This is a genomic window from Caulobacter segnis ATCC 21756 (assembly GCF_000092285.1).
Lineage (GTDB): Bacteria > Pseudomonadota > Alphaproteobacteria > Caulobacterales > Caulobacteraceae > Caulobacter > Caulobacter segnis.
Genome location: NC_014100.1, coordinates 1,411,741 through 1,433,199, shown reverse-complemented (window position 1 = coordinate 1,433,199; position 21,459 = coordinate 1,411,741). Strand labels below are relative to the sequence as shown.

Sequence of the window (21,459 nt, the reverse complement as noted above, 5' to 3'; positions counted from 1 at the left end):
GTGGAGTTTTCCGCATGATGGCCAGACGATCTCCCCTGCAGCCCGGCGCCTATGGCAAGCCACAGCGCTGGCACGAAATCCTCACTGAAGCCGCGGAGGCTCGCGCCGCGAAGCGTACTGAGCAGCAACGTCGAAACAACGAGGCGGCCCAGTCCGTCATGCTGGTCTCGACCGCATCGATCGTGTCGCTCGTCGGCTAGGACGCGGCCTTCAGCAGATCCATCACGTGATGCAGGCTCTCGGCGATGTGGACGCACTTGTCGTGCATCTCCTCGTTCGGGTCGAGAATATCCGGCACCATCACCGTCATCATGCCCGCTGCGTGGGCGGCGCGGACGCCGGGGTGCGAGTCCTCGAGCGCCAGGCAGTAGCTGGGATCGACGCCGATGCGCTGCGCCGCCAGCAGGTACGGGTCGGGATTGGGCTTGTGACGCGTCACATCGTGGTGGGCGACCACGGCGTTGAAACGGTGCAGCAGATCGAAGCGGCCTAGATAACGCTCCACGGCGGCCATGCCGTTCGAGGTGGCGATGCCGCGCGGCAGGCCCCGATCGTCCAGATAGTCGAGGATTTCGACCACCCCGGCCTTCAGCTTGGTCTCGGCCTCCAGCAGATCCTCGACGTCAGCCCAGACGCGCTCGAAATAGGCCTGCGCCGGAAAGGTCTCGCCGTAGAGCTCGCGCAGCATCACCGCGCACTCGGGATTGGTCTTGCCCACCATCGAGGCGTAGGTCTCGCCGGTGAACTGGACGCCGAAGACGCTCCCAGCCTCGATCATCGCGGCGCGGTAGACGATCTCGGTGTCCAGCAGCAGGCCGTCCATGTCGAAGACCACCGCATCGACGCGGCGCGGAAAACTCACGAGACAAACTCCTCGGCGCGATAGCCCTGGAAGTAGAGCAAGGTCGTCAGGTCGGTGTGGTCGACCTTGGCGTCGGCCTGGGCCGCGACGATCGGCTTGGCGCGATAGGCGACGCCCAGGCCCGCGGCCTCGATCATCGCCAGGTCGTTGGCGCCGTCGCCGACCGCCAGGGCGTCGACGGGGGTAAGGCCCAGGGCCGCCGTCTCCTCGCGCAAGGCCGCCAGCTTGGCCTCCTTGCCCAGGATCGGATCGCCGACCTCGCCGGTCAGCGCGCCGCCCTGCTCGATCAGGGTGTTGGCGCGGTTCAGGTGAAAGCCCGCCGCCTCCGCCACGCGGCTGGTGAAGAAGGTGAAGCCGCCCGAGACCAGGGCGCAGCGCGCGCCGTGCTGGGCCATGGTCATGACCAGGGTCCGCGCGCCGGGGTTCAGCCGGACGCGCTCGTCGTAGCAGCTTTGCAGGGCGTCGACCGACAGTCCCTTCAGCATCCCGACCCGCTCGCGCAACGCGCCCTCGAAGGCCAGTTCGCCGCGCATGGCCCGCTCGGTGATCTCGGAGACCTGCGCCTTCACGCCGGCGAAGTCCGCGAGCTCGTCCAGGCATTCGACGTTAATGATCGTCGAGTCCATGTCGGCGATCAGCAGGCGCTTCCTGCGGTTCTCGACCGGCTGAATGGCGAAGTCGATCGCCTGGTCGCCGACGATCTCCGCGACCCGCGCCTTGGCGTCCGCCAGCGCGACGTCCGTCGACAGATCCACGGCGTTCGGGCCCAGAAGGGCCGACGGCCCCAGGTCCAGGGCGCGAGCGACGGTTTCGGCCCCTTGGCCGACGAGCGTGATGGCGAACATGCCGGGGGCGCTAAGCCAGGCCGTCCCGCCCGTCAACCCGCCTCGACTATCCGCCCAGTCCCGTGCAGCGCTTCATGAGGGCGACGCCGGCCTGGCGCCCCGCCGCATTGGCGTCGCTCGCGCCGGTGACTTCGGACTTGGCCAGGCTGAGCAGCGAGGCGACACCGGCCTCATACGTCTGGCTGGGCGTAAGACCCAAGGCGCCGCCTTCCGCGAAGGCTTCGTCCAGCATGGCCTTGCCCTTGAATCCGAAGGCGCTGAGCATGGACTGCACCGCCTTGCCATTGCTTTGCTTAGCGAACATCTCGGGATAGCCGTCGGCGACCTTGCCCAAAATCATGAGAACGGCGCCACAGCCCACCTTCTCGCTCGTGGCCGCGGAGAGGGCTGGCGCCGTCGCCGGAGGCTGGGCCGCTGGCGACTGGGCGATCCCCGCCTTGGGGTTGACGTCCGCCGCGTTCGCGAAGGCTGGCGAAAGAAGGACGGATGCGGCAAGGCTGGCCGCGATGAGGCAGGACGGACGCATGAGCTCTCCCCAGTCTGACGCAACCTTGGATCGCTCCGAAGGTGGTGACTATCGCATCTGGCTGATCGCGGGCCCAACCGCAAGCGGCAAGTCGGCCCACGCCCTGCGTTTGGCCGAACGGATCGGCGGCGAGATCGTCAACGCCGACTCCATGCAGATCTACGCCGGCTTGCGCGTGCTGACAGCCGGACCATCGCCCGAGGAAGTCGCCCGCGCGCCGCACCACTTGTTTGGCGTGGTCGACCCGGCCGTCGGCTGGTCGGTCGGGCGCTGGCAGGAAGCCGCCATCACGGCCCTCGCCGAGATCGAAGCGCGTGGCAATCCGGCCATCGTGGTCGGCGGCACGGGGCTCTATTTCCGCGCGCTCACACACGGTTTGGCCGACGTGCCGCCCGTGCCCGAGACCCAACGCGAAATCTCGGGCCTGCTGTACGCGGCGCGTGGAGAGGCCGAGTTCCGCGAGATCCTGAAACCGCTGGACCCCGAAGCCGAGGCACGGATCGAGATCGGCGATCGCCAGCGGCTGGTGCGGGCCCACGCCGTGGCCATCGCGACCGGCAAGTCCCTCACCGCCTGGCAGACCGACACCAAGCCGGCGCTCGAGCCAGGCAGTTGGAAGGGGCTAGTGCTCGATCCGCCCCGCGCGGAACTCTATGCGCGCTGCGATGCGCGCCTGTCGGTGATGCTCGAGCAAGGCGCGCTGGACGAGGTCCGGGCGATGGAGGCCCGGGGCCTGGATCCGTCCCTGCCCGCCCTCAAGGCCGTCGGCTATCGCGAGTTCGCGGCGCATCTGCGCGGCGAGACCACGTTGGAGCAAGCACTGGACGCCGCGCGGCAGGAAACCCGCCGCTACGCCAAGCGACAGCTGACCTGGTTCCGCAACCAGACGCCGGATTGGGAACGGATCAGCGCTCCGTGACCGTCGCGCCGGCCTTGACCAGCCGCGGCTTCACCGCCAGCTGGTAATCCTCGTCGAACATCTGATCCTTCATCCGGTCGAGGGTAGCGATCACCCGGTCCTCGGCGGCGGTCACCGGCTTGGCGAAGACCTCGCAGGCGGTTCCGGCCGGCAGGTCGGCCTGGCCGTTCTCGATCGCCTGAAGCGGAGTGGTGGCGCCCTCCTCGCACCCGAGCAGGCCCGTGATCGAGTAGAAGCAAAGATCGCGCTGCAGATAGGACTCGACCGTCCAGACGCAGGGGATGGCCGACACCGTCACCCCCTCCGGCGCCTCGGGAACCGCGCCGGGCTTGGCGATGGTCCGCAGGAAGATCTGGTAGCGCACCACCACGTTCTCGGTCCGCCCCCCCTTGGCCAGCGTCAGCGGCCTGGCCTTCTGCGCGACGGGCGCCAACCTCTGTAGTTGCGGCGGCTGGGGCGCGGGCGGCGCCGGCGCGGTCGCGGCGGGAGGCGTGGCGGCTTGGACGAGCACGGTGATCTCCAGGTTGAGCTTGGCCATGGTGAGCACAGCCGCTCAATCTTGGCGATAGCCTGTGTTTGCAGGTCGCCGACTTGTCCCTATGGAGAGGGTAGGTAAGCCCGAAGGAAGCCTGATGTCCGACCTCAACGCCCTCGCCGAACGCGTCGCCGAACGCCTGATCGCCCGAGGCGAGACCGTCGCCGTGGCGGAGTCCTCGGCCGGCGGCCTGATCTCGGCGGCGTTGCTGGCGGTGCCGGGCGCGTCGAAGTTCTATGTCGGGGGCGCGGTCGTCTACACGGCCCGGGCGCGCCTGACCCTGATGGACATCCCGCAGAAGGCGATGGACGGCCTGCGCTCGGCCAGCGAGCCCTACGCGGAACTGCTGGCGCGCGTAGCCCGCAAGAACTTGAAGGCGACCTGGGGCCTGTCGGAAACCGGCGCCGCCGGGCCCGACGGCAACCGCTATGGCGACGCGCCCGGCCATTGCTGCATGGCCGTGGTCGGCGAGGACGCCTCGGTCAGCGCCACGATCGAGACCGGCAGCCCCGAACGCGGCTCCAACATGCAGGCCTTCGCCGCCGCCACGCTGGAGTTGCTGGCCCGAACGCTGGAAGCCTAGACGGTCCCGAACAGGCTGTAGGCGAACTCGTCCATCGCCTTCTGGGTGATGCTGGTGTTGTTCAGCAGGACAACGGTCGTCTGGTCGTCGAAACGGTGGCCCAGCACCGAGCGGTAGCCCGCCGCCCGGCCCGTCTCCCAGGCGAAGACGCGCGGCATGCCGTCGGCGAACAGGGTCTTCACGCGGCCACCCAGGGCATAATCCTGGTCCGGCCAGCCCACGGTCAGCAGCGCCTTCTTGCGGTCTGGCGGCAGGAACCCGCCATCGAAGATCGCGTGCGCCGCCTTCAGCAAATCCCCCGCCGTGCTGGAATAGCCTCCGCTGGCGGCGAAGAAGGAGAAGCGGTCGTTCGATTGCCGGACCAGCGGGTCGAGCGTGCGATAGGAGACGGCCAGGTCCGGCGGATCGACCGGCGTGGTGCGGGCCAGGCCCAGAGGCGCGATGACCAGCTTGGACATCGCGTCCGCATAGGCCTCGCCGGTGACCGCCTCGATGATCGCGGTGAGGATCACCCAGTTCGTCAGGGCGTAGTCGAACTTGGTCCCAGGCTCGAAAGCCAGGTCGCCCGAGCACCACAGCTTGACGGCCTGGGCGGTCGTCATCGGCTTCTTGAAGAGGTCCGGATCCGGATTGGCCTTGGTCCAGCTCGAAAAGCCGTTCGGCACACCGCTGACGTTCGTCATCAGTTGCCTCAACTTGACCTTGGCGCCGGTGTCGGCGCGGTAGTCGGGCAGGTAGGTGGAGATCGGCGCCTCGAGATCGATCTTCCCGAGCTCCGCCAGCTTCAGCAGCGCGGTCGAGGTCAGCCACTTGGAGATCGAGGCGATCACATAGGGCGTGCCAAGCTTGGTCGGCGTCCTGCCCTCGATGTCGGCGAAACCGACCGTTCGCGAGTAGACCGGCTTGCCGGCCTTGCCGATCAGCACCACGCCCTGGAACGGCTGGGTTTTGAGGAAGGCGTCCACCGCCTTGTCCGCCTCGCCGCCCGACAGCGCCGCCGCCGACACCTTTCCGGCGAAACCAAGCGCCGCACTCCCAACTAGAAATTCGCGCCGACCGAACACTGAAACGCTCCTCGATTGCGGGAGGGCGACCGTGATGGGGAAAACCTGCCCCTGTCACGTGAAACTCCGGTAAGGTCACACCGCGCAAGAAAGGCACATCCTTGCGGTGATGCGCGCCTTGACGGGTTAACGCGCGCATGTCATCACCCATTCCGTAGCTTTGGAGCAAGACTCGTGCGCAAAACCATGATCGTACTTATGGAGCGGCCGTCCGCGACGTGACCTTAGAAGTCACGCCGTAGTTCGGTCGCGCGCGCAAAGGTCCTTCGGGACCTTTTTTCTTTTCCGCCTACCCCTTCCTGCTTCCCACCGGATCCGTCCCATGACCGCCCACCAGACCATCGAGAGCAAGGCTCCCGCCGACACCACCGATCGCGCCATGACGGGCGCCGAGATCGTGGTTCGCGGCCTCGTGGACCAGGGGGTCGAGGTGCTGTTCGGCTATCCGGGCGGCGCGGTCCTGCCGATCTACGACGCCCTGTTCCACGAGCCGCGCCTGCAGCACATCCTGGTCCGCCACGAGCAGGGCGCGACCCATGCGGCCGAGGGCTACGCCCGCAGCTCGGGTAAGCCAGGCGTCGTCTTGGTCACCTCGGGCCCCGGGGCGACCAACGCCATTACCGGCATCATGGACGCCCTGATGGACTCGATCCCGATGGTCGTCATCACCGGCCAGGTCCCGACGCACCTGATCGGCACCGACGCTTTCCAGGAAGCCGACACCGTCGGCATGACCCGCTCGTGCACCAAGCACAACTACCTGGTCAAAGACGTCCGCGACCTGCCGCAGATCATCCATGAGGCCTTCAAGATCGCCACGACCGGCCGTCCGGGCCCCGTGCTGATCGACATCCCCAAGGACGTCCAGTTCGCCAAGGGCGAGTACTACGGCCCGCAAGAGGTCCAATCGACCCACGCCTACGCCCCGCGCGTCAAGGGCGACGCCAGCCGCATCGCCGAGGCGGTCAAGATGATCGCCAGCGCCCGCCGTCCGATCTTCTACACCGGCGGCGGCGTCATCAACGCCGGCCCCAAGGCCAGCGCGGCGCTGCGGGAGTTCGCGGCCATGACCGGCGCGCCGGTCACCTCGACCCTGATGGGTCTGGGCGCCTTCCCGGCGGCCGATCCGGCGTGGCTGGGCATGCTGGGCATGCACGGCACGTTCGAGGCCAACAACGCCATGCACGACTGCGACGTGATGATCTGCGTCGGCGCTCGCTTCGACGACCGCGTCACGGGGCGCCTCGACGCCTTCTCGCCGGGCAGCAAGAAGATCCACATCGATATCGACGCCTCGTCGATCAACAAGAACGTCCGCGTCGACCTGCCGATCGTCGGCGACGCCGGCTCGGTGCTGGAAGACCTGATCGCCGCCTGGAAGGCCGCCAACCTGTCGCCGAACAAGGCCGCCCTCAGCGACTGGTGGGCCCAGATCGACCAGTGGCGCGCCCGCGAGTGCCTGAAGTACCGGGCCTCGGACACGGTCATCAAGCCGCAGTACGCGATCCAGCGGCTGTATGAGCTGACCAAGGACAAGGACGTCTACATCACGACCGAGGTCGGCCAGCACCAGATGTGGGCCGCGCAGTTCTTCCGCTTCGAGGAGCCGAACCGCTGGATGACCTCCGGCGGCCTGGGCACCATGGGCTACGGCCTGCCGGCCGCCCTGGGCGTGCAGCTGGCCCATCCGAACAGCCTGGTCGTCGACATCGCCGGCGAAGCCTCGATCCAGATGTGCATCCAGGAGCTGTCGACCGCGATCCAGTTCGACCTGCCGGTCAAGATCTTCATCCTGAACAACGAATGGATGGGCATGGTCCGCCAGTGGCAGCAGCTGCTGCACGGCGAGCGCTACAGCCACTCTTACTCGGACAGCCTGCCCGACTTCGTGAAGCTGGCAGAGGCCTATGGCGCGGTCGGCATCCGCTGCGACGACCCGGCCGAGCTGGACGGCAAGATCCTGGAGATGATCAACAGCGACAAGCCGGTGATCTTCGACTGCCGCGTCGAGAAGCACGAGAACTGCCTGCCGATGATCCCATCGGGCAAGGCGCACAACGAGATGATCCTGCCCGAGGAGGTCGAAGACCTGGGCAGCGTCATCGACGAAGCCGGGCGCGGGCTGGTCTAGGGCGCGGGACGGGTTAGAAGAAGAGCACCATGACCACGAACACCCAACCCGCCCCCGCCTCGGCCTACGACCTTAGCCCCAACGAACAAGCCGAACAGACGGCGACGTTCGCCCTGCTCGTCGACAACGAGCCCGGCGTGCTGCATCGCGTGGTCGGCCTGTTCGCCGCGCGCGGCTACAACATCGAAAGCCTCACGGTCGCCGAGACCGACCGCAAGGCCCACACCAGCCGCATCACCGTGGTGACGCGCGGCACCCGCCATGTGTTGGACCAGATCGAGGCCCAGCTGAACAAGGTCGTCAACGTCCGCCGCGTCCACGACGTGACTCGCGACCCCAACGGCGTCGAACGCGAACTGGCCCTGGTGAAGGTGCGCGGCTCGGGCGTCGACCGCGTCGAGGCCCTGCGCATCGCCGAGATCTTCCGCGCCAAGCCCGTCGACACGACGCTGGAGAGCTTCGTGTTCGAGATCTCGGGCGCGCCGTCCAAGATCGACAAGTTCCTGGATCTGATGCGCCCCCTGGGCCTGGTGGAACTTTCCCGCACGGGCGTCCTTTCCATCGAGCGGGGCGTCGAGGGCATGTAGCGGAGATGGGCGGATGAACGGCCTGACCGGACTGATCGCGGGGCTGGCCCTCGCCGTCCAGCAGGCCCCGCCGCCCGATCCCGCGTCCTGGTGGACGCCGGATGTCCCCCGTCCTTCCGCGGAACTGGAGCCGCTCGCCAATCGCCGGCTCGGCAAGGGCCAGCAGCCCATCCCAATCGATAACGGCGTCGAGCCCCTGCTCTATCGTCTCTGGGGCCTTCAGCCCCTGCAGAGCCAGGTTCTGCGGGGAGGCGAACTGATCCTTGAGGTCTGGGCTCGGCCCGCGCGCGGCGTCCGCCAGACCGTCATTCGCCTCACCCTGCGGCGCGACGGCCGCGCTTTCGTCCAAGCGCGGGCGGGCCTGGGCTGCTGCACGCCCGAGATCGGCCGGCGCGTCGACATCAACGCCGAATTGGGCGGACAGGCCGCAGAGGCCCTGAGGTCTGTTCCAGCCGATCCCGCCTGGGTTCAGCCCCGCTCGGTGATCGTCGACTATGGCGGCGGCGCGGTGTCGGCGCTCTGCGTCGACGGCGTTTCCTGGGATGTCACATTGCTTGTTCCCGGCCAGGCGCGGCACCTTCGGCGCGCCTGCGACGATGCGGAGGTCGGCTCGATCGCTTCGATCCTGACCACGGCCGTCGGAGCGGCGCTTGGCCGAGACGCCCGCCTCGACGCAACGCTCCCGCGCGGTTCGGACTTCTCACGGCAGCATAAGGCCTACGCCGACCTGTTGGCGTCAGGAGGAGCTCTTCTCCCCGGCCAAGGAAGCCGCTCCCAGCCTGCCGCCGTCCCTGTCGAGAACGACGAGGGCGCCTCGCCAACCCGGCCATAGCGAGAAAAAACAGAAATACTTGTTATAGTTGTATTTACGACATAACGGCGCTATGAGCATTCGCACATAAAGGGAGGCTCACATGTTCCGCATGATCTCGCGTCTGTCGGCTTGCGTCCTAGTCCCGCTTACGGTGTTCGCCGTGCTGGCTGGCGGCTCGACCGCCAATGCTCAGGCGACCCCCACGATCGCGCTCGTCCCCGCCAACAATCCACCGCCGGTGCCCAGCGGCATGAAGGTGACGTGCCTCACCGGTCCCGACTCGCTGCAATCGAGCCCGACCTGCCCTGTAATCCAATACGGCGGCAACACGACCTGGGCGTTCAGCTTCATCGACAACCGGGTCTCGTATGGGATCGTCACGTACGACGCCGCCAACAACGTCGTGAAGAACGTCACGCGGGACGGCGCGCGCTACGTCTACAAGATGACGGTCGACCCCAACGCCAAGACCGTCGGCGTCTGGGGCCAGGCCAACGCCAAGGTGGATGTGGCGTGGAGCGACCTGCCGACCGCCGCGCCGGAGATCGTCCAGGTCCCCGCCAATGCGCCGCCGCCGGTTCCCGGCGGCCTGAAGGTCACGTGCCTGAAGGGTCCCAACACGCTGGAATCCAGCCCGACCTGCCCCGTGATCAAGTACAAGGGCCACACGACCTGGGCCTTCAGCTTCATCGACAACCGCATCGCCTATGGCGTGGTGACCTACGACGCCTCGAACAACGTCCTGGCGAACAACACCCAGAACGGCGCGCGTTACGTCTACAAGATCACCGTCGATCCCAATGCCCAGACCGTGACGATCTGGGGCCAGGCCGACGCCAAGGTCACCGTGCCCTGGTCGGCGCTGCCCTAGGCTCCGGCCGCCGCCATCTCCGGCTGTTCCCGCAGGCGCGCCACGTCCCTGAGCGGCGGCGCGCCGAACAGCCGGGCATATTCACGGCTGAACTGCGAGGGACTGTCGTAGCCGACGGTGTGGCCGGCCGTGGCCGCATCCAGGCGCTGGACCAGGATCAGGCGGCGGGCCTCCTGCAGGCGGATCTGCTTTTGGTACTGTAGCGGCGAGAGCGACGTCACGGCCTTGAAGTGCTGGTGCAGCGCCGACGGGCTCATCCGCGCTTCGTCGGCGACGACGTCGATGCTGAAGGGCTGGTCGAAGTTGCGCTTGATCCAGCCGATCGCACGGTTGATCTGACGCAGGCGGCTGTCGCGGCGGGCGATCTGCGCTAACCGCGGTCCCTGCGGTCCCGTCAGCAGGCGATACAGGATTTCGCGCTCGATCAACGGCGCCATCACCGCGACGTCCTCGGGTGTGTCGAGCAGGGCCACCATCCGGCAGACCGCATCGAGCAGCTGGGGCGTCATGGCGCCCGCCGACATCCCGCCCACCAACGGCGCGGCGGCGTCGAGGCGAGCGGCCAGGCCGCATTCCATGATCATCTCGCTGATCAGCTTGGCGTCGAGCACGATCCGGAAGCTCAAATAGGGCTTGTCCGGCGACGCCTCGACCACCTGTCCCGTCACCGGAACGTCGATCGAAGACAGGAAGAAGTTGCGCTCGTCGTATTCGTGAATGGCGTCGCCGACGGTCACCCGCTTCCGTCCTTGGGCCAGAACGCAAAAGGACGGATCGTGAAGGCCGTGATTGGGCTCGCTAGGCTGGGACAGGCGATAAAGGTTGACCCGAGGGCAGCACGTGTCGACCGGGCCTTCTTCCGGCGTGTATCGTTCAATCAGGGCGGCCAGCGCCTCACGCGTACTCATAGATTTTCCTTTGTGTGGGCGAGCCTATTTGTAGGCCTTGCACGATCCTCCGTCACGTGACGGCGTTCCGTTCCGGAGAATTGTGCAATATTGCCGGAGCATCGATCTACCGGCTGGACGGGCGGGCGCCCCATAGTGGCCTCGTTCCGCTCCCCGACGCGGCCAACCCCAAAAACCTGAGCTCTGCGATGAGACGCTACACGCCCCGGCGCGGCGTGACGGCTCCGCGCTGGTTTGTCGCCGCCCTGCTGGGCGGAACGGCCGCGCTGACCGCCGCGACCGCCGTGCTCCCGAAACCCACCCTGACGACCACCACCGCCCAGACCCAAGCCTTCCAGAACCGGAGCATCGCCCAATGATGATGTCCGCCATCGTTCCCCACATCCCCGTCGCCGGCGTCTGGACCTCGCCCGACGGCCACATTTCGCTCGAACTGCGCGCCGATGGCCGCTTCATCGAGACCCGCGACGACTTCGCGGACGTGTTCACCGGCGTCTATGTCCTGGTCGGCGAAACGCTCAAGCTGTTCGAAGATCGCGGCGCGGTTGTCAGCGGCACATTGTCCAATGGTCGCCTTAGCCTGGGGACAGTCCAGCGCCCGGCCTTCCATACCGGAGCCGAAGCCCCTATATTGTGATTGTCCGGCTTCGGCCGAACTATGGGGATAAACGCGCACGTAATAAGCGGACTGGACCCGGGTGCGATTCCCGGCGGCTCCACCAAATCTCTCCCAAGTTATCATGGGACTGCATGGGGCCGATCAGCATCGACAGACGTGTAAAGGTGACTGCTTTCTCTCGGCTTGGCCCACCGTTTCGGGCCTTTATCTAAATGCGAACGATAACTTCGCTGAAGAGTTCGCCGTCGCCGCGTAATGCGGTGCAGGTGAATTCGCCTCTTAAGTCCTAGGGGTTCAGATCCCTAGGCGGGGCCCGGAGGGAGCCTGCCAACAGAATCCCTCCACTTTCCACGACTGCGCCGAGGCTCCCTCCTCTCTTTTGAGAAGGCGTGGGGGAGCCTGCCAACAGAATCCCTCCACTTTCCACGACTGCGCCGAGGCTCCCTCCTCTCTTTTGAGAAGGCGTGGGGGAGCCTGCCAACAGAATCCCTCCACTTTCCACGACTGCGCCGAGGCTCCTTCCTCCCACTTCCGCGCAGGCGGATGCAAACGCTTGCGCCGCTTTTGATCCAGCGCCGCAGACGCACGCGCCCGGATTGGCATCGGAGACCTTTGCGATGAGCCTTTCACACGCTAGGCTCGCGGCTTCGTTTTCAGTCCGAAGTATCGACCTCAGCGCATGTCCCAGACCGAACAGCCCGAAGACCTCATGCAATACGAGGCCATGGCCCAGGACGCCCTGCGCGGCGTGGTCAGGGCGGCGTTGAAGAAGGCCGCGGAGCCGGGCGGCCTGCCTGAACCGCACCATCTCTACATCACCTTCAAGACCAAGGCCGTGGGCGTCTCGGGTCCGCAGGACTTGCTGGGCAAATATCCGGACGAGATGACGATCGTCCTGCAGCACCAGTATTGGGACCTGGCGCCAGGCGAGAGCTCGTTCTCGGTGACGCTGAAGTTCGGCGGCCAGCCCAAGCGTCTGAACGTGCCCTATGCGGCCGTCACGCGCTTCTACGATCCGTCCGTGCAGTTCGCCCTGCAATTCGCCTCGCCGGAGATCGTCGAGGATGATCCCGAGCCCGAGGCCGAACCGGAGGCCAAGACGCCGCCTCCGTCGGGCGACGAAGGCCCGAAGATCGTCTCCCTGGACCAGTTCCGCAAAAAATGAGCGACGTCGCCTCCGACGCTCCGCAAACCCTGAGCGACGAGGCGATCCTCGCGCGCTTCCGCGCCTCCAAGAACCCGCCCAGCGGATCCCAGACCCTGGGCTTCGAACTCCTGGCCGTGCGTCAGGCGGATCGCGAGATCGAGGTCGGCTTCAACGCCCGCGCTGACCTGCTCTGCAATCCGATGGGGCAGATCCAGGGCGGCTATGTCTGCGCCATGCTGGACGAGTGCATGTCGGTAGCCGGCATGATCACCTCGGGCATGACCCATGTCGTCCCGACCCTTGAGATGAAGACCAGCTTTCTGCGTCCGACCATGCCGGGCGCTCTGCGTGGCGTTGGCCGCGTGGTGAAATGGGGGCGGACCGTGTGCTTCATGGAAGGCGAACTCTACGACCCCGAAGGCCGTCTGCTGGCCACGTCGACCGGGACGGCGATCCCGACGCCCTTCGCCAATTTCAAGAAGAAATAGCCGGAGGGGGATGGGGTCATGCGAGCGGCGACAGCGGTCATCGGACTTCTGATCCTGCTTTTCGTCCCGCCCTCCGCAGCCTGCGCCGGACCGTTCTCGAACTGGACCGCCGTCGTGGTGGCTGGCGATTATCACGCCCATTCCGGCGGTCCGACCGAGGCTTTTGACAATGCCCGACGCGACGTCGCCAAGGCGCTGGTCGAGCTCGGCTTCGAGCGGGATTCGGTGCGGCAGTTTTCGGTGCGCCCTGGCCGCTATCCCGCCGACGCGCCCGGCCAAGCGGACACACGGACTCTCCATGAGGCCCTCCGCGCAGGGACACAAAGCGCCAAGGCCGGCTGCCTTTTCTACATCAGCTCGCATGGCGGTCCCGAAGGGGCGATTCTCGGTAAGGAGATGCTCCGTCCACATCTGCTCGCCGCCATTCTCGATGACGCCTGCCCCAATCGCCCCAGCGTGGTTGTGATCTCCGCCTGTTTTTCGGGCGTGTTCATCCCGCCGCTGCAGAAAAGCGACCGCTTGATCCTGACGGCGGCCCGCGCCGATCGCGCGTCCTTCGGATGTGGCGAGAGCGACAAGTACCCCTATTTCGACGCCTGTTTCCTGGCTTCGGTCCCCGACGCGCACGACTTCGCCGCCTTGGGCGCGCGGGTTCAGACCTGCGTGGCCCGAAAGGAAAACGAGACGGGCGCGGAACCAGCGTCGGAACCCCAGGTCTGGATCGGCGCGGCGCTGCGCCCCCTGCTGCCCCTTTATGCGTTCGACCGATCTGCGTCCCGAACGCCTTGAGCGCGATCGGGTTTGACCCGCGCGGCAAGCAGGTTACACAAACCCTAGAAGTTGCTGCTTCACCCAGGGGACATCGTTGACGTCGCGCGTTTCGCCCGCAGCCGCCCTCGTGGCGGCCATCATCGCACTATGGTCCGCTCTGGGGTCGGAGACGCGCGCCCAGGAGGCGACGCCCAGCCCGCCGCCGCCGGCCAGCGACGCGCCCGTCGCCGAGCAAGGCCCTCGCCCCTATTCCAGCCTCCGTCCTCGCCGGGTTCGCCCCGCCTCGCGGCCGGCTCAGACGCCAAAGCCCGCCATTCCCGCGGCCACGACGCCTCAGGCGCCGAGCCTTCCCGCCGCTCCGCCGGTGGCGGTCGGCGTCGCTCCGCTGCCCCGCCCAGAGCTCGAAGCGTTCGTCGACGGCGTGGTGCAACGCTCCATGGCCCGTGACCACATCGCGGGCGTGACCATTTCGGTGGTTCAGAACGGCCAGGTCGTCCTGAAGAAGGGCTACGGCTTCGCCAACCTCGGTCAGCGCCGAGCGGTGGACCCCGACAAGACCCTGTTCCGGATCGCCTCGATCTCGAAGACGTTCACCTGGATCGCCCTGATGAACGAGATCGAGTCGGGCCACATGCGCCTCGACGGGCCGGTGAACCTCTATCTGCCCGAGCCGCTTCAGCTGAAGGACCAGGGCAAGAAGACCCAGGTCCGCCTGCGCGATCTGATGACCCACACCGCGGGCTTCGAAGACCGGGCGATGGGCCAACTGTTCGAGCGCGATCCCAACCGCATCCGCCCGCTCGCGGACTATCTGCGTCAGGAGCGCCCGCGCCGGGTGCGCGAGCCCGGCCTGCTGCCCAGCTATTCGAACTACGGCGCCGCCCTGGCCGGCGCCGCCGTCGCCAACGTCACCGGCAAGCCCTTCGAGCAGCTGGTCACCGAAGAGATCATCCTGCCCACCGGCATGCGCCACACGACCTTCCGCGAGGCGCGCCCGTGGCGAGACAACCTGCCGGCGCCGATGTCGGAAGAGCTGGCCGCCGAGCTTTCGGACAGCTTCTCCTGGACGCCGCTCGGCTGGAAGGTCCAGCCGCGTGAGTTCATCGGCCAGGTCGCTCCGGCCGGCTCGGCTTCCAGCACGGCCGGCGACATGGCCAGGTACATGACCCTGCTGCTGAACGGCGGCGCCATCGACGGCAAGACGGTGTTCTCGGCCAGGACCGCTCAAGCCTTCCGCACGCCCATGTACCGTCCCGCGCCGGAAGCGGCCGGGTGGAACGCGGGCTTTCAGGACATTCCCCTGCCCGGCGGCCGCCGCGGTTTCGGCCATGGCGGCGCGACGCTCTACTTCCATTCGAACATGGTCATCGCGCCGGAGCTTGGCCTGGGCGTCTTCATTTCGGTCAACACCGACAGCGGGGCGAACCTGCCCGCCACCCTGCCCGCGACGATCATCGAGCACTTCTACGCCAACCCGCCCGCCGTCCCGCAGGCGAGCGCGATCAGCTACGAGCAGGCCAAGCTCTACGAGGGCGACTACCTGACCACCCGCCGCGCCTATGGCGGCCTGGAAGGCTTCATCAATCGCGTCATCGGCCGCGCCACGGTCCGGGCCACGGCGGACGGCCGCCTGTCCATCAGCGAAGGCGGGTCCGCCACGCTGTTCAACGCCGCTGGACGGCCTGGCGTGTTCAAAGCGGTGGACGGTCCTCTCGTGATTGTCTTCGACGCCAATGGCGATCGCCCGTCTCGCTTCTACGCCGCGCGGGGTTTCGCGACCTACGAGCGGATCGGGCCCATGCGATCCGCGCTTCTGTTGATCGTAACCGTCGGCCTGGCCGGCCTCGCCAGCGTGGCGACCGTACTCGGGACCATCGTGCGCAACCGCCGCGAAGCCCGCCAGACCCCTGTTCAGGCGCGCGCCAGCCAGATGCAGACCGCCCAGGCGGTGCTTTGGCTGATCTCGGCCGCTTGCATGGGCGTCTTCGCGGTTCGCGCCTCGGATCAGACGGCCGCCTTCTTCGGCTGGCCCAGCGGTTGGCTGCTCAGCGGCTCGGCCTGCGCCCTGGTCGCGGCCCTGATGGCTGTCGTCACGTTGGGCGCCCTTCCGATGGTGTGGCGAGGCGGTCGGCGGGTCGACAGCTGGACCGCCGGACGCAAGGTCGCCTTCACGTTCACGGCGCTGCTCTTCGTGTTCCTGAGCGTGCTGTTGGGCCTGTGGGGCTACCTGCTGCCCTGGAGCTGAGGCGGGACCTCAGTCCTCCAGGGTGCGCCGCATCAGGTTGGTGCTCAGCTTCCGCACCTGGATGACGATCCGCTCGCGATCGCCCGGCCGTCGCTCGACCAGCAGCCGGGCGACCTGGGCGTCGTCGTGGAACGCGTAGCCCTTGATCGCGTCGAGCAAGGCCTTGGCCAGGTTGTCGAGGTCCATCCACGGCGGCTCGCCGACATATTCCATGCCGATCTCGACGCTGAACTCGCCCCAGGCCGGCCGCGAGCCGCGCCAGGACTTGCGGAAGAACTCGTAGATCAGCGGCTTGTAGTACTTGCCTTGGGTGGTCAGGCCGTCGACGACCAGCGTCAGCTCTCCGGCCGCCTCCCGCGCACGAACCTTGCCGTGATGAGTCCAGTCCGATCCGTCGAAGGTCTGGCTCACGCGTCCATCATCCCGGCCAGAGCCATCACCGTATTCCAGTTCCGCGTCGTTCCGACCGGCGAGCGCTTGGTCTTCTTCCAATCCCGATCCAGCACCGAGTCGGCCATGCTGATCGGGAAGTCGAGATAGAGCTCGCACGCGCCGACCACGAAGCGCTCCGGCCCCGTGATCGCCGCGCGCAGGATGGCCTCGTCCTCGGCCGGCAGCGGCGACTTCAGGAAATTCACGATCACATGGCTGGGATGGTCGACCGCCTCGGCCTTGAACGGATTGGCGTCGATGATCGCCCGGACCTGGGCGGGCGACCGCACCATGAAGTCGGTGCGCAGACCGATCCGCGCCTCCAGGGCGTCTTCAAGCGCCCGCTCCAGCGCCGCCCCGCCCTCGTGATCGCCCCAGAGCACCAGATTGCCGCTGGCCAGATAGGTCTTGGCGGACTTGAAGCCCGCGTCCTGGGCGACGCCGAGCAGGTCCTCCTTGAGCACCTTGCGCTTGCCGGTGTTGATCGAACGGGGCAGCGCCAAATAAGGGCTCATGCGGGGTCTCCTTCGCGCGGGCGAACATTGCCCTCCTGGCGCTCAAGGTCTAGACCGCGCACGACCGTTTTTGGGAGACCCGCCGCATGACCGCCACGCGCACCGAGACCGACACCTTCGGCCCCATCGAAGTCGCCGCCGACCGCTACTGGGGGGCGCAAGCCCAACGCAGCCTGGGCAACTTCAAGATCGGCTGGGAGAAGCAGCCCCTGCCCGTCGTTCGAGCTCTGGGTATCGTCAAGCGCGCCGCCGCCGAGGCCAACCTGGCGCTGGGCAAGCTGGACCCGAAGATCGCCGAGACGATCATCGCCGCCGCCAACGAAGTCATCGACGGCAAGCTGAACGATCACTTCCCGCTGGTCGTCTGGCAGACGGGCTCGGGCACCCAGTCGAACATGAACGCCAACGAGGTCATCTCGAACCGCGCCATCGAGATGCTGGGCGGCGAGATGGGCAGCAAGAAGCCTGTCCACCCGAACGACCACGTCAACATGAGCCAGTCGTCGAATGACACCTTCCCGACGGCTATGCACATCGCCTGCGCCGAGCAGGTGGTCCACGACCTGATCCCGGCCCTCAAGCACCTCCACAAGGCCCTCGCCGCCAAGGCCGCCGAGTGGAAGGACATCATCAAGATCGGCCGCACCCATACCCAGGACGCCACCCCGCTGACGCTGGGCCAGGAGTTCGGCGGCTACGCCCAGCAGATCGAGAATGGCATCGCCCGCATCGAGATGACCCTGCCGATGCTGATGCAACTGGCCCAGGGCGGCACCGCCGTCGGCACCGGCCTGAACGCGCCGATCGGCTTCGCCGAGAAGGTCGCCGAGCAGATCGCCAGCATCACGGGCCTGGCCTTCACCACCGCGCCGAACAAGTTCGAGGCCCTGGCGGCCCATGACGCCATGGTCTTCACGCACGGCGCGATCAACACGGTCGCCGCCTCGCTGTTCAAGATCGCCAACGACATCCGCTTCCTGGGTTCTGGCCCGCGCGCCGGCCTCGGCGAACTGGCCCTGCCGGAGAACGAGCCGGGCTCGTCGATCATGCCGGGCAAAGTCAACCCGACCCAGTCGGAAGCCCTGACCCAGGTCTGCGCCCAGGTGTTCGGCAACCACTCGACCCTGACCTTCGCCGGCAGCCAGGGCCACTTCGAACTGAACGTCTTCAACCCGGTGATGGCCTATAACTTCCTGCAGTCGGTCCGACTGGTCGCCGACGCCGCGATCAGCTTCACCGACAACTGCGTGGTCGGCATCGAGCCGCGCGTCGACAACATCAAGAAGGGCGTCGAGAACTCGCTGATGCTGGTCACGGCCCTGAACGGCCGCCTGGGCTATGACATCTGCGCCAAGATCGCCAAGACCGCGCACAAGAACGGCACGACCCTGCGCGAGGAGGCCGTCGGCGGCGGCTATCTGACGAACGAGGAGTTCGACCAATACGTCCGCCCGGAAAAGATGATCTCGCCGGGCTGATCGCCGGACATCTGAACGACGAAGGGGCCGCTGCGAAGCGGCCCCTTTTCTTTTGCGCCTAGCGCCGGACCACTTCGCGGCCGATCGGGGCGATGGCGATCTGGGCCAGTTGCAGGTCCTTCAACGCGAACGGGATGCCGATGATCGTGATGGCCTCGGCCGCCGCGACCACGATGTGGCCGATGGCCAGCCACCAGCCGGCCAGGACAAACCAGATCACGTTCAGCAGGAAGCCCAGCGGCCCCGTGCCCAGGTCCTCGCGGCCGGTCAGGATCTCGCGGCTGACGATCTCCTTGCCGAACGGCCAGAAGGCGAAGCCCGCGATCCGCCAGGCCGCGCCGGCATAGGGCAGGCCCACGATGGTGATGGCCAGCAAAACGCCGGCCAGCAGCCAGCCCAGGCCCGTCAGGAACCCGCCGAAAAGGAACCAGAGAACGTTCAGAACGAAACGGATCAACGACTTGTCCCCTTGGTAGGCCGGTAGGCCCGACGAGGACTTAGGTGGCCCCGCTCGGCCTTGCTGTGAAGACCAGGATGTCCGGATTACGCCGAATTCACCGCTCGAGCCGCTAGGCCGTGCGGCTGACCGCGAAGTCGGCGAGGCTTTCCAGCGACTCGCGCCAGTCGTTGGCCGGGAAGATCGCCAGGGCCGCCTTGGCCTTGTCGGCGTAGTCGGTGGCCAGGTCCAGGGTCGCGTCCAGAGCGCCCGTGCCGATGATCAGCTCGCGGGCGCGGCGGAAGTCGGCTTCGGTCTGCTCGCGACGGCCGACGGCCCGCTCCCAGAACTCGGCCTCGCGCGGTCCGGAGCGCGCGATGGCCAGCAGCAGCGGCAAGGTCGCCTTGCCTTCGCGGAAGTCGTCGCCCGCGTTCTTGCCAAGCGTTTCGGTCGCGCCGCCGTAGTCGAGCGCGTCGTCGACCAGCTGAAAAGCCAGGCCCAGGTTCAACCCGTAGGCCTTCAGCGCGTCGGCCCGCGTCTGATCAACGCCCGCCGAGACCGCCCCGGCCTCCGAGGCCGCGGCGAACAGCTCGGCGGTCTTGGCCTGGATGATCTCGAGATAGAGGGCCTGAGACAGGTTCAGGTCGTGGCTGCGCATCAGCTGCATGACCTCGCCCTCGGCGATAACGCGGCTGGCGCGAGCCAGGATCTCCAGCGCCTTCATCGAGTTGGTCTCGACCATCAGCTCGAAGGCGCGGGCGAACAGGAAGTCGCCGACCAGCACGCTCTGGGCGCCGCCCCAGATCAGGTGCGCGGCGACCTTGCCGCGACGCAGGGCGCTGCCGTCGACGACGTCGTCGTGCAGCAGGGTGGCGGTGTGGATGAACTCGACGGCGGCCGCCAGCTTCAGGCAGTGGTCGTTGTCCGAGCCGGCCCCATCCGAAGCAGCGAGCCGCGCGGCGGCGACGGTCAGCAGCGGCCGCAGGCGCTTGCCGCCGGCGGCGATCAGGTGCTCGGCCAGGGCCGGAATGATCGGCACGTCGCTCTGCATGCGCTCGGTGATCAGGCGGTTCACGCCCGCCATGTCGGTCTCGGCGAGGCGCACGAGACGATCCACCGAGCCCGACTTCCGGGGGAGGGTCGCTGCGGCTGCGTCCAAAACCATGATCTCCTTGCGGCGTCCCCTCCCGGGAAGAACCGTTGCGAGGGACAATGGTGGCGGGATAGGTCAGGGTCAAGGCGAGCACAAGGGCTCAAAAGCATTGGACGATCTGCGGGTGACGGAGGATCGGGTTCTGGGGGGCCGCGTAAGGCTACGCCAGAAGGCCGACGGCTATAGGGCCGGCATGGACGCGGCCCTGCTGGCGGCCGCATGCGACGCCCTGCCGGGCCAACGCGTGCTTGAGCCTGGCTGCGGCGTGGGCGGCGCCCTGCTGGCCGCCGCGACTCGCCGACCGGGCGTCATCTTTCAGGGCGTCGAGCGTGATTCCCTCGCCGCGAGCCTCGCGACCGAGAACGCGGCCCTGAACGACCTGTCGGAGCGCGTGGCGATTCTCGAAGGCGACGTCGAGGCGGGCTTCCGCGCCTTGGGCCTGCCGGCCTTCGACGCGGTGATGACCAATCCGCCGTTCTTCGACGATCCGGCGACCCTGCGCGCGCCCCACCCCGCCAAGAGCGGCGCGTGGATGGCCGATGGCGGCCTCAAGGCCTGGACGACCTTCTGCCTGAAGGCCGTGCGCGAGGGCGGGACCATCACGATCATCCATCGCGCCGATCGCCTGGCCGATATCCTCGCGGAGCTGGCGCCCAAGGCCGGCTCGTTCCGCATCCGCCCGATCGCGCCCTTCGCCGACGCCTCGGCCAAGCGGGTGATCGTGCGGGCCATCAAGACCGGCAAGGCCCCGCTGGTCCTGCTGCCCCCTCTGGTGCTGCACGACCGCGACGGCGGCAAGCACTCGGCGGAAGCCGAGGCGATCCTGCGGGGCGAAGCGGCGCTGGGGTGGTGAACTAAGCCTCTTCGCACTTGTAGCGCCCCCTCCGTCACGCGGCTCTCGCCGCGCGCCACCTCCCCCGTTTTACGGGTGAGGAGGAAGCCGCTCCCCTCCTGCCCCGCTTGCGGGGGAGGTGGATCGGCGCGGATACGCGACGAGACGGAGGGGGCGCTTGAGACGCACCACCGCCGCTTCACGCGGCTAGCCGCTGAAGGGATGGAAAGGGAAGCGGAGCGCCGGACGTTCGTCCGGAGGTTTGAAGTGTGTGTACCGTTTCGACGAAGCCAGACGCTCCGCGCAGTCGTTATCCGGTGAGCCCGCGAGGCGCGGGGTTTTAACCCGCTCTCGCCGCTAGGCCCCCGACGGGCGGGCCGGGGCGACGACCCCGGTCCCGGAACGCCCGGGCGATTTCAGCCCGGACCTGCCGCGCCGCCGAAGTCTCCGCCGCCAGGGCTTCGTCCCGATATTTCAGGGAGCCTGCTCCTGGATCCGCCGCGAAGACGCCTTCCCGAAAGAAGACCGGCGAGCGCTTCCCGCTCGACCACCCCCGACAGCCGTCACGATCGCCGGCCGGACGTCCCTTCCAAGCCATCGGGTGAGGAAGAGTATGGAATGGGTTTCAACGCGGATGATCCAGCGGCGTGTAAAAGTGAGAAGTGATTGAAATCGCTGGGTTCGATTCCGTCTACGCC

Annotated in this window: 26 protein-coding genes, 1 other RNA gene and 1 pseudogene; 17 read left to right on the top strand and 11 right to left on the bottom strand. The window is 67.3% G+C overall.

Translation table 11 applies throughout. The features are described 5' to 3' along the window. The first annotated feature begins 14 nt into the window (after nt 1–14). Nucleotides 15–200 carry a hypothetical protein gene (locus CSEG_RS06680; protein ID WP_013078492.1) on the top strand — a complete coding sequence of 62 codons (186 nt, stop codon included), beginning with the start codon at nt 15–17 and terminating at the stop codon, nt 198–200. Here CSEG_RS06680 and CSEG_RS06675 read toward each other — a convergent pair. The 3 genes from CSEG_RS06675 to CSEG_RS21500 are packed head-to-tail and all read right to left on the bottom strand — an operon-like array spanning nt 197 to nt 2,233. Continuing rightward, entirely contained in the window at nt 197–862 is a 666-nt protein-coding gene (locus CSEG_RS06675; RefSeq protein WP_013078491.1) for an HAD family hydrolase, read from the bottom strand. The genes CSEG_RS06680 and CSEG_RS06675 overlap by 4 nt on opposite strands. Then, complete coding sequence (gene serB, locus CSEG_RS06670; protein ID WP_041538223.1) at nt 859–1,707, bottom strand: phosphoserine phosphatase SerB; 849 nt, start codon at nt 1,705–1,707, stop codon at nt 859–861. Before serB ends, CSEG_RS06675 begins: the two co-directional genes overlap by 4 nt. A gap of 46 nt (nt 1,708–1,753) precedes the next feature. Next, a complete protein-coding gene (locus tag CSEG_RS21500) occupies nt 1,754–2,233 on the bottom strand; it encodes a hypothetical protein (RefSeq protein WP_053463729.1) in 480 nt (159 codons plus the stop codon). On the opposite strand from CSEG_RS21500, the gene miaA reads away from it, so the two are divergent. After that, on the top strand, nt 2,232–3,152 hold the full coding sequence (miaA, locus tag CSEG_RS06660; protein WP_013078488.1) for a tRNA (adenosine(37)-N6)-dimethylallyltransferase MiaA: 921 nt from the start codon (nt 2,232–2,234) through the stop codon (nt 3,150–3,152). The two genes, CSEG_RS21500 and miaA, sit on opposite strands and share 2 nt — an antisense overlap. On the opposite strand, the gene CSEG_RS06655 is transcribed toward miaA, so the two are convergent. Then, nucleotides 3,139–3,690: a hypothetical protein gene (locus CSEG_RS06655; RefSeq protein ID WP_013078487.1), complete on the bottom strand. Its 552-nt coding sequence runs from the start codon at nt 3,688–3,690 to the stop codon at nt 3,139–3,141. The genes miaA and CSEG_RS06655 overlap by 14 nt on opposite strands. 94 nt (nt 3,691–3,784) lie before the next feature. Here CSEG_RS06655 and CSEG_RS06650 point away from each other — a divergent pair, with 94 nt between their 5' ends. Further along, nucleotides 3,785–4,270 (top strand): CinA family protein, encoded by a 486-nt coding sequence (locus tag CSEG_RS06650; protein ID WP_013078486.1) that lies wholly within the window; start codon nt 3,785–3,787, stop codon nt 4,268–4,270. Here CSEG_RS06650 and CSEG_RS06645 read toward each other — a convergent pair. Continuing rightward, on the bottom strand, nt 4,267–5,277 hold the full coding sequence (locus CSEG_RS06645) for a serine hydrolase domain-containing protein (RefSeq protein WP_227878892.1): 1,011 nt from the start codon (nt 5,275–5,277) through the stop codon (nt 4,267–4,269). The genes CSEG_RS06650 and CSEG_RS06645 overlap by 4 nt on opposite strands. A 231-nt stretch (nt 5,278–5,508) precedes the next feature. Here CSEG_RS06645 and CSEG_RS22975 point away from each other — a divergent pair, with 231 nt between their 5' ends. From CSEG_RS22975 to CSEG_RS21495, 5 genes are all read left to right on the top strand, one after another. Beyond that, nucleotides 5,509–5,556, top strand: coding sequence for a hypothetical protein (locus CSEG_RS22975; protein WP_193852718.1), 48 nt, complete (start codon nt 5,509–5,511; stop codon nt 5,554–5,556). Nucleotides 5,557–5,656: 100 nt separating this feature from the next. Next, nucleotides 5,657–7,465: an acetolactate synthase 3 large subunit gene (locus CSEG_RS06640; protein WP_013078484.1), complete on the top strand. Its 1,809-nt coding sequence runs from the start codon at nt 5,657–5,659 to the stop codon at nt 7,463–7,465. A 29-nt stretch (nt 7,466–7,494) separates the two neighbouring features. Next, nucleotides 7,495–8,052, top strand: a complete 558-nt coding sequence (ilvN, locus tag CSEG_RS06635) for an acetolactate synthase small subunit (protein ID WP_013078483.1) — start codon at nt 7,495–7,497, stop codon at nt 8,050–8,052. A 13-nt stretch (nt 8,053–8,065) separates the two neighbouring features. Continuing rightward, entirely contained in the window at nt 8,066–8,884 is an 819-nt protein-coding gene (locus CSEG_RS06630) for a hypothetical protein (protein ID WP_013078482.1), read from the top strand. Between the two features lie 82 nt (nt 8,885–8,966). Continuing rightward, the gene (locus tag CSEG_RS21495) at nt 8,967–9,737 is read left to right on the top strand and encodes a hypothetical protein (protein ID WP_013078481.1); all 771 of its coding nucleotides are present in this window, start codon (nt 8,967–8,969) and stop codon (nt 9,735–9,737) included. On the opposite strand, the gene CSEG_RS06615 is transcribed toward CSEG_RS21495, so the two are convergent. Beyond that, nucleotides 9,734–10,645, bottom strand: coding sequence for an AraC family transcriptional regulator (locus CSEG_RS06615; protein WP_013078480.1), 912 nt, complete (start codon nt 10,643–10,645; stop codon nt 9,734–9,736). The genes CSEG_RS21495 and CSEG_RS06615 overlap by 4 nt on opposite strands. Before the next feature lie 188 nt (nt 10,646–10,833). Between CSEG_RS06615 and CSEG_RS22850 the strand changes: the two genes are divergently transcribed. The 7 genes from CSEG_RS22850 (at nt 10,834) to CSEG_RS06590 (ending at nt 15,915) form a co-directional block, all read left to right on the top strand. Beyond that, complete coding sequence (locus CSEG_RS22850; RefSeq protein ID WP_013078479.1) at nt 10,834–11,004, top strand: hypothetical protein; 171 nt, start codon at nt 10,834–10,836, stop codon at nt 11,002–11,004. Beyond that, nucleotides 11,001–11,282 (top strand): Atu4866 domain-containing protein, encoded by a 282-nt coding sequence (locus tag CSEG_RS06610; RefSeq protein ID WP_013078478.1) that lies wholly within the window; start codon nt 11,001–11,003, stop codon nt 11,280–11,282. Before CSEG_RS22850 ends, CSEG_RS06610 begins: the two co-directional genes overlap by 4 nt. Then, nucleotides 11,246–11,610: a transfer-messenger RNA gene (gene ssrA / locus CSEG_RS21945) on the top strand. Before CSEG_RS06610 ends, ssrA begins: the two co-directional genes overlap by 37 nt. A gap of 333 nt (nt 11,611–11,943) precedes the next feature. Continuing rightward, nucleotides 11,944–12,429, top strand: coding sequence for an SspB family protein (locus tag CSEG_RS06605; RefSeq protein ID WP_013078477.1), 486 nt, complete (start codon nt 11,944–11,946; stop codon nt 12,427–12,429). Continuing rightward, on the top strand, nt 12,426–12,899 hold the full coding sequence (locus CSEG_RS06600; RefSeq protein ID WP_013078476.1) for a PaaI family thioesterase: 474 nt from the start codon (nt 12,426–12,428) through the stop codon (nt 12,897–12,899). Before CSEG_RS06605 ends, CSEG_RS06600 begins: the two co-directional genes overlap by 4 nt. Before the next feature lie 18 nt (nt 12,900–12,917). After that, nucleotides 12,918–13,688 (top strand): C13 family peptidase, encoded by a 771-nt coding sequence (locus CSEG_RS06595; protein WP_013078475.1) that lies wholly within the window; start codon nt 12,918–12,920, stop codon nt 13,686–13,688. Nucleotides 13,689–13,983: 295 nt separating this feature from the next. Continuing rightward, a complete protein-coding gene (locus CSEG_RS06590) occupies nt 13,984–15,915 on the top strand; it encodes a serine hydrolase domain-containing protein (RefSeq protein ID WP_407642856.1) in 1,932 nt (643 codons plus the stop codon). 9 nt (nt 15,916–15,924) lie between these two features. Here the strand turns inward: CSEG_RS06590 and CSEG_RS06585 are convergent, their stop codons facing one another. Then, nucleotides 15,925–16,365 (bottom strand): RusA family crossover junction endodeoxyribonuclease, encoded by a 441-nt coding sequence (locus CSEG_RS06585; RefSeq protein ID WP_041538504.1) that lies wholly within the window; start codon nt 16,363–16,365, stop codon nt 15,925–15,927. Further along, entirely contained in the window at nt 16,323–16,862 is a 540-nt protein-coding gene (locus CSEG_RS06580) for a DUF1697 domain-containing protein (RefSeq protein WP_013078472.1), read from the bottom strand. Before CSEG_RS06580 ends, CSEG_RS06585 begins: the two co-directional genes overlap by 43 nt. An 86-nt stretch (nt 16,863–16,948) precedes the next feature. Between CSEG_RS06580 and fumC the strand changes: the two genes are divergently transcribed. Further along, on the top strand, nt 16,949–18,340 hold the full coding sequence (fumC, locus tag CSEG_RS06575; protein WP_013078471.1) for a class II fumarate hydratase: 1,392 nt from the start codon (nt 16,949–16,951) through the stop codon (nt 18,338–18,340). 58 nt (nt 18,341–18,398) lie between these two features. On the opposite strand, the gene CSEG_RS06570 is transcribed toward fumC, so the two are convergent. Together CSEG_RS06570 and CSEG_RS06565 are read right to left on the bottom strand one after the other, a co-directional pair. Continuing rightward, the gene (locus CSEG_RS06570; RefSeq protein WP_013078470.1) at nt 18,399–18,797 is read right to left on the bottom strand and encodes a YccF domain-containing protein; all 399 of its coding nucleotides are present in this window, start codon (nt 18,795–18,797) and stop codon (nt 18,399–18,401) included. Nucleotides 18,798–18,909: 112 nt separating this feature from the next. Then, nucleotides 18,910–19,935, bottom strand: coding sequence for a polyprenyl synthetase family protein (locus tag CSEG_RS06565; RefSeq protein ID WP_013078469.1), 1,026 nt, complete (start codon nt 19,933–19,935; stop codon nt 18,910–18,912). 103 nt (nt 19,936–20,038) lie between these two features. On the opposite strand from CSEG_RS06565, the gene CSEG_RS06560 reads away from it, so the two are divergent. Continuing rightward, nucleotides 20,039–20,782 (top strand): tRNA1(Val) (adenine(37)-N6)-methyltransferase, encoded by a 744-nt coding sequence (locus tag CSEG_RS06560; RefSeq protein ID WP_041538220.1) that lies wholly within the window; start codon nt 20,039–20,041, stop codon nt 20,780–20,782. Nucleotides 20,783–20,823: 41 nt separating this feature from the next. Here CSEG_RS06560 and CSEG_RS23240 read toward each other — a convergent pair. After that, nucleotides 20,824–20,943: pseudogene (locus CSEG_RS23240) on the bottom strand (hypothetical protein); the annotation flags it as partial. Nucleotides 20,944–21,459: the final 516 nt, after the last annotated feature.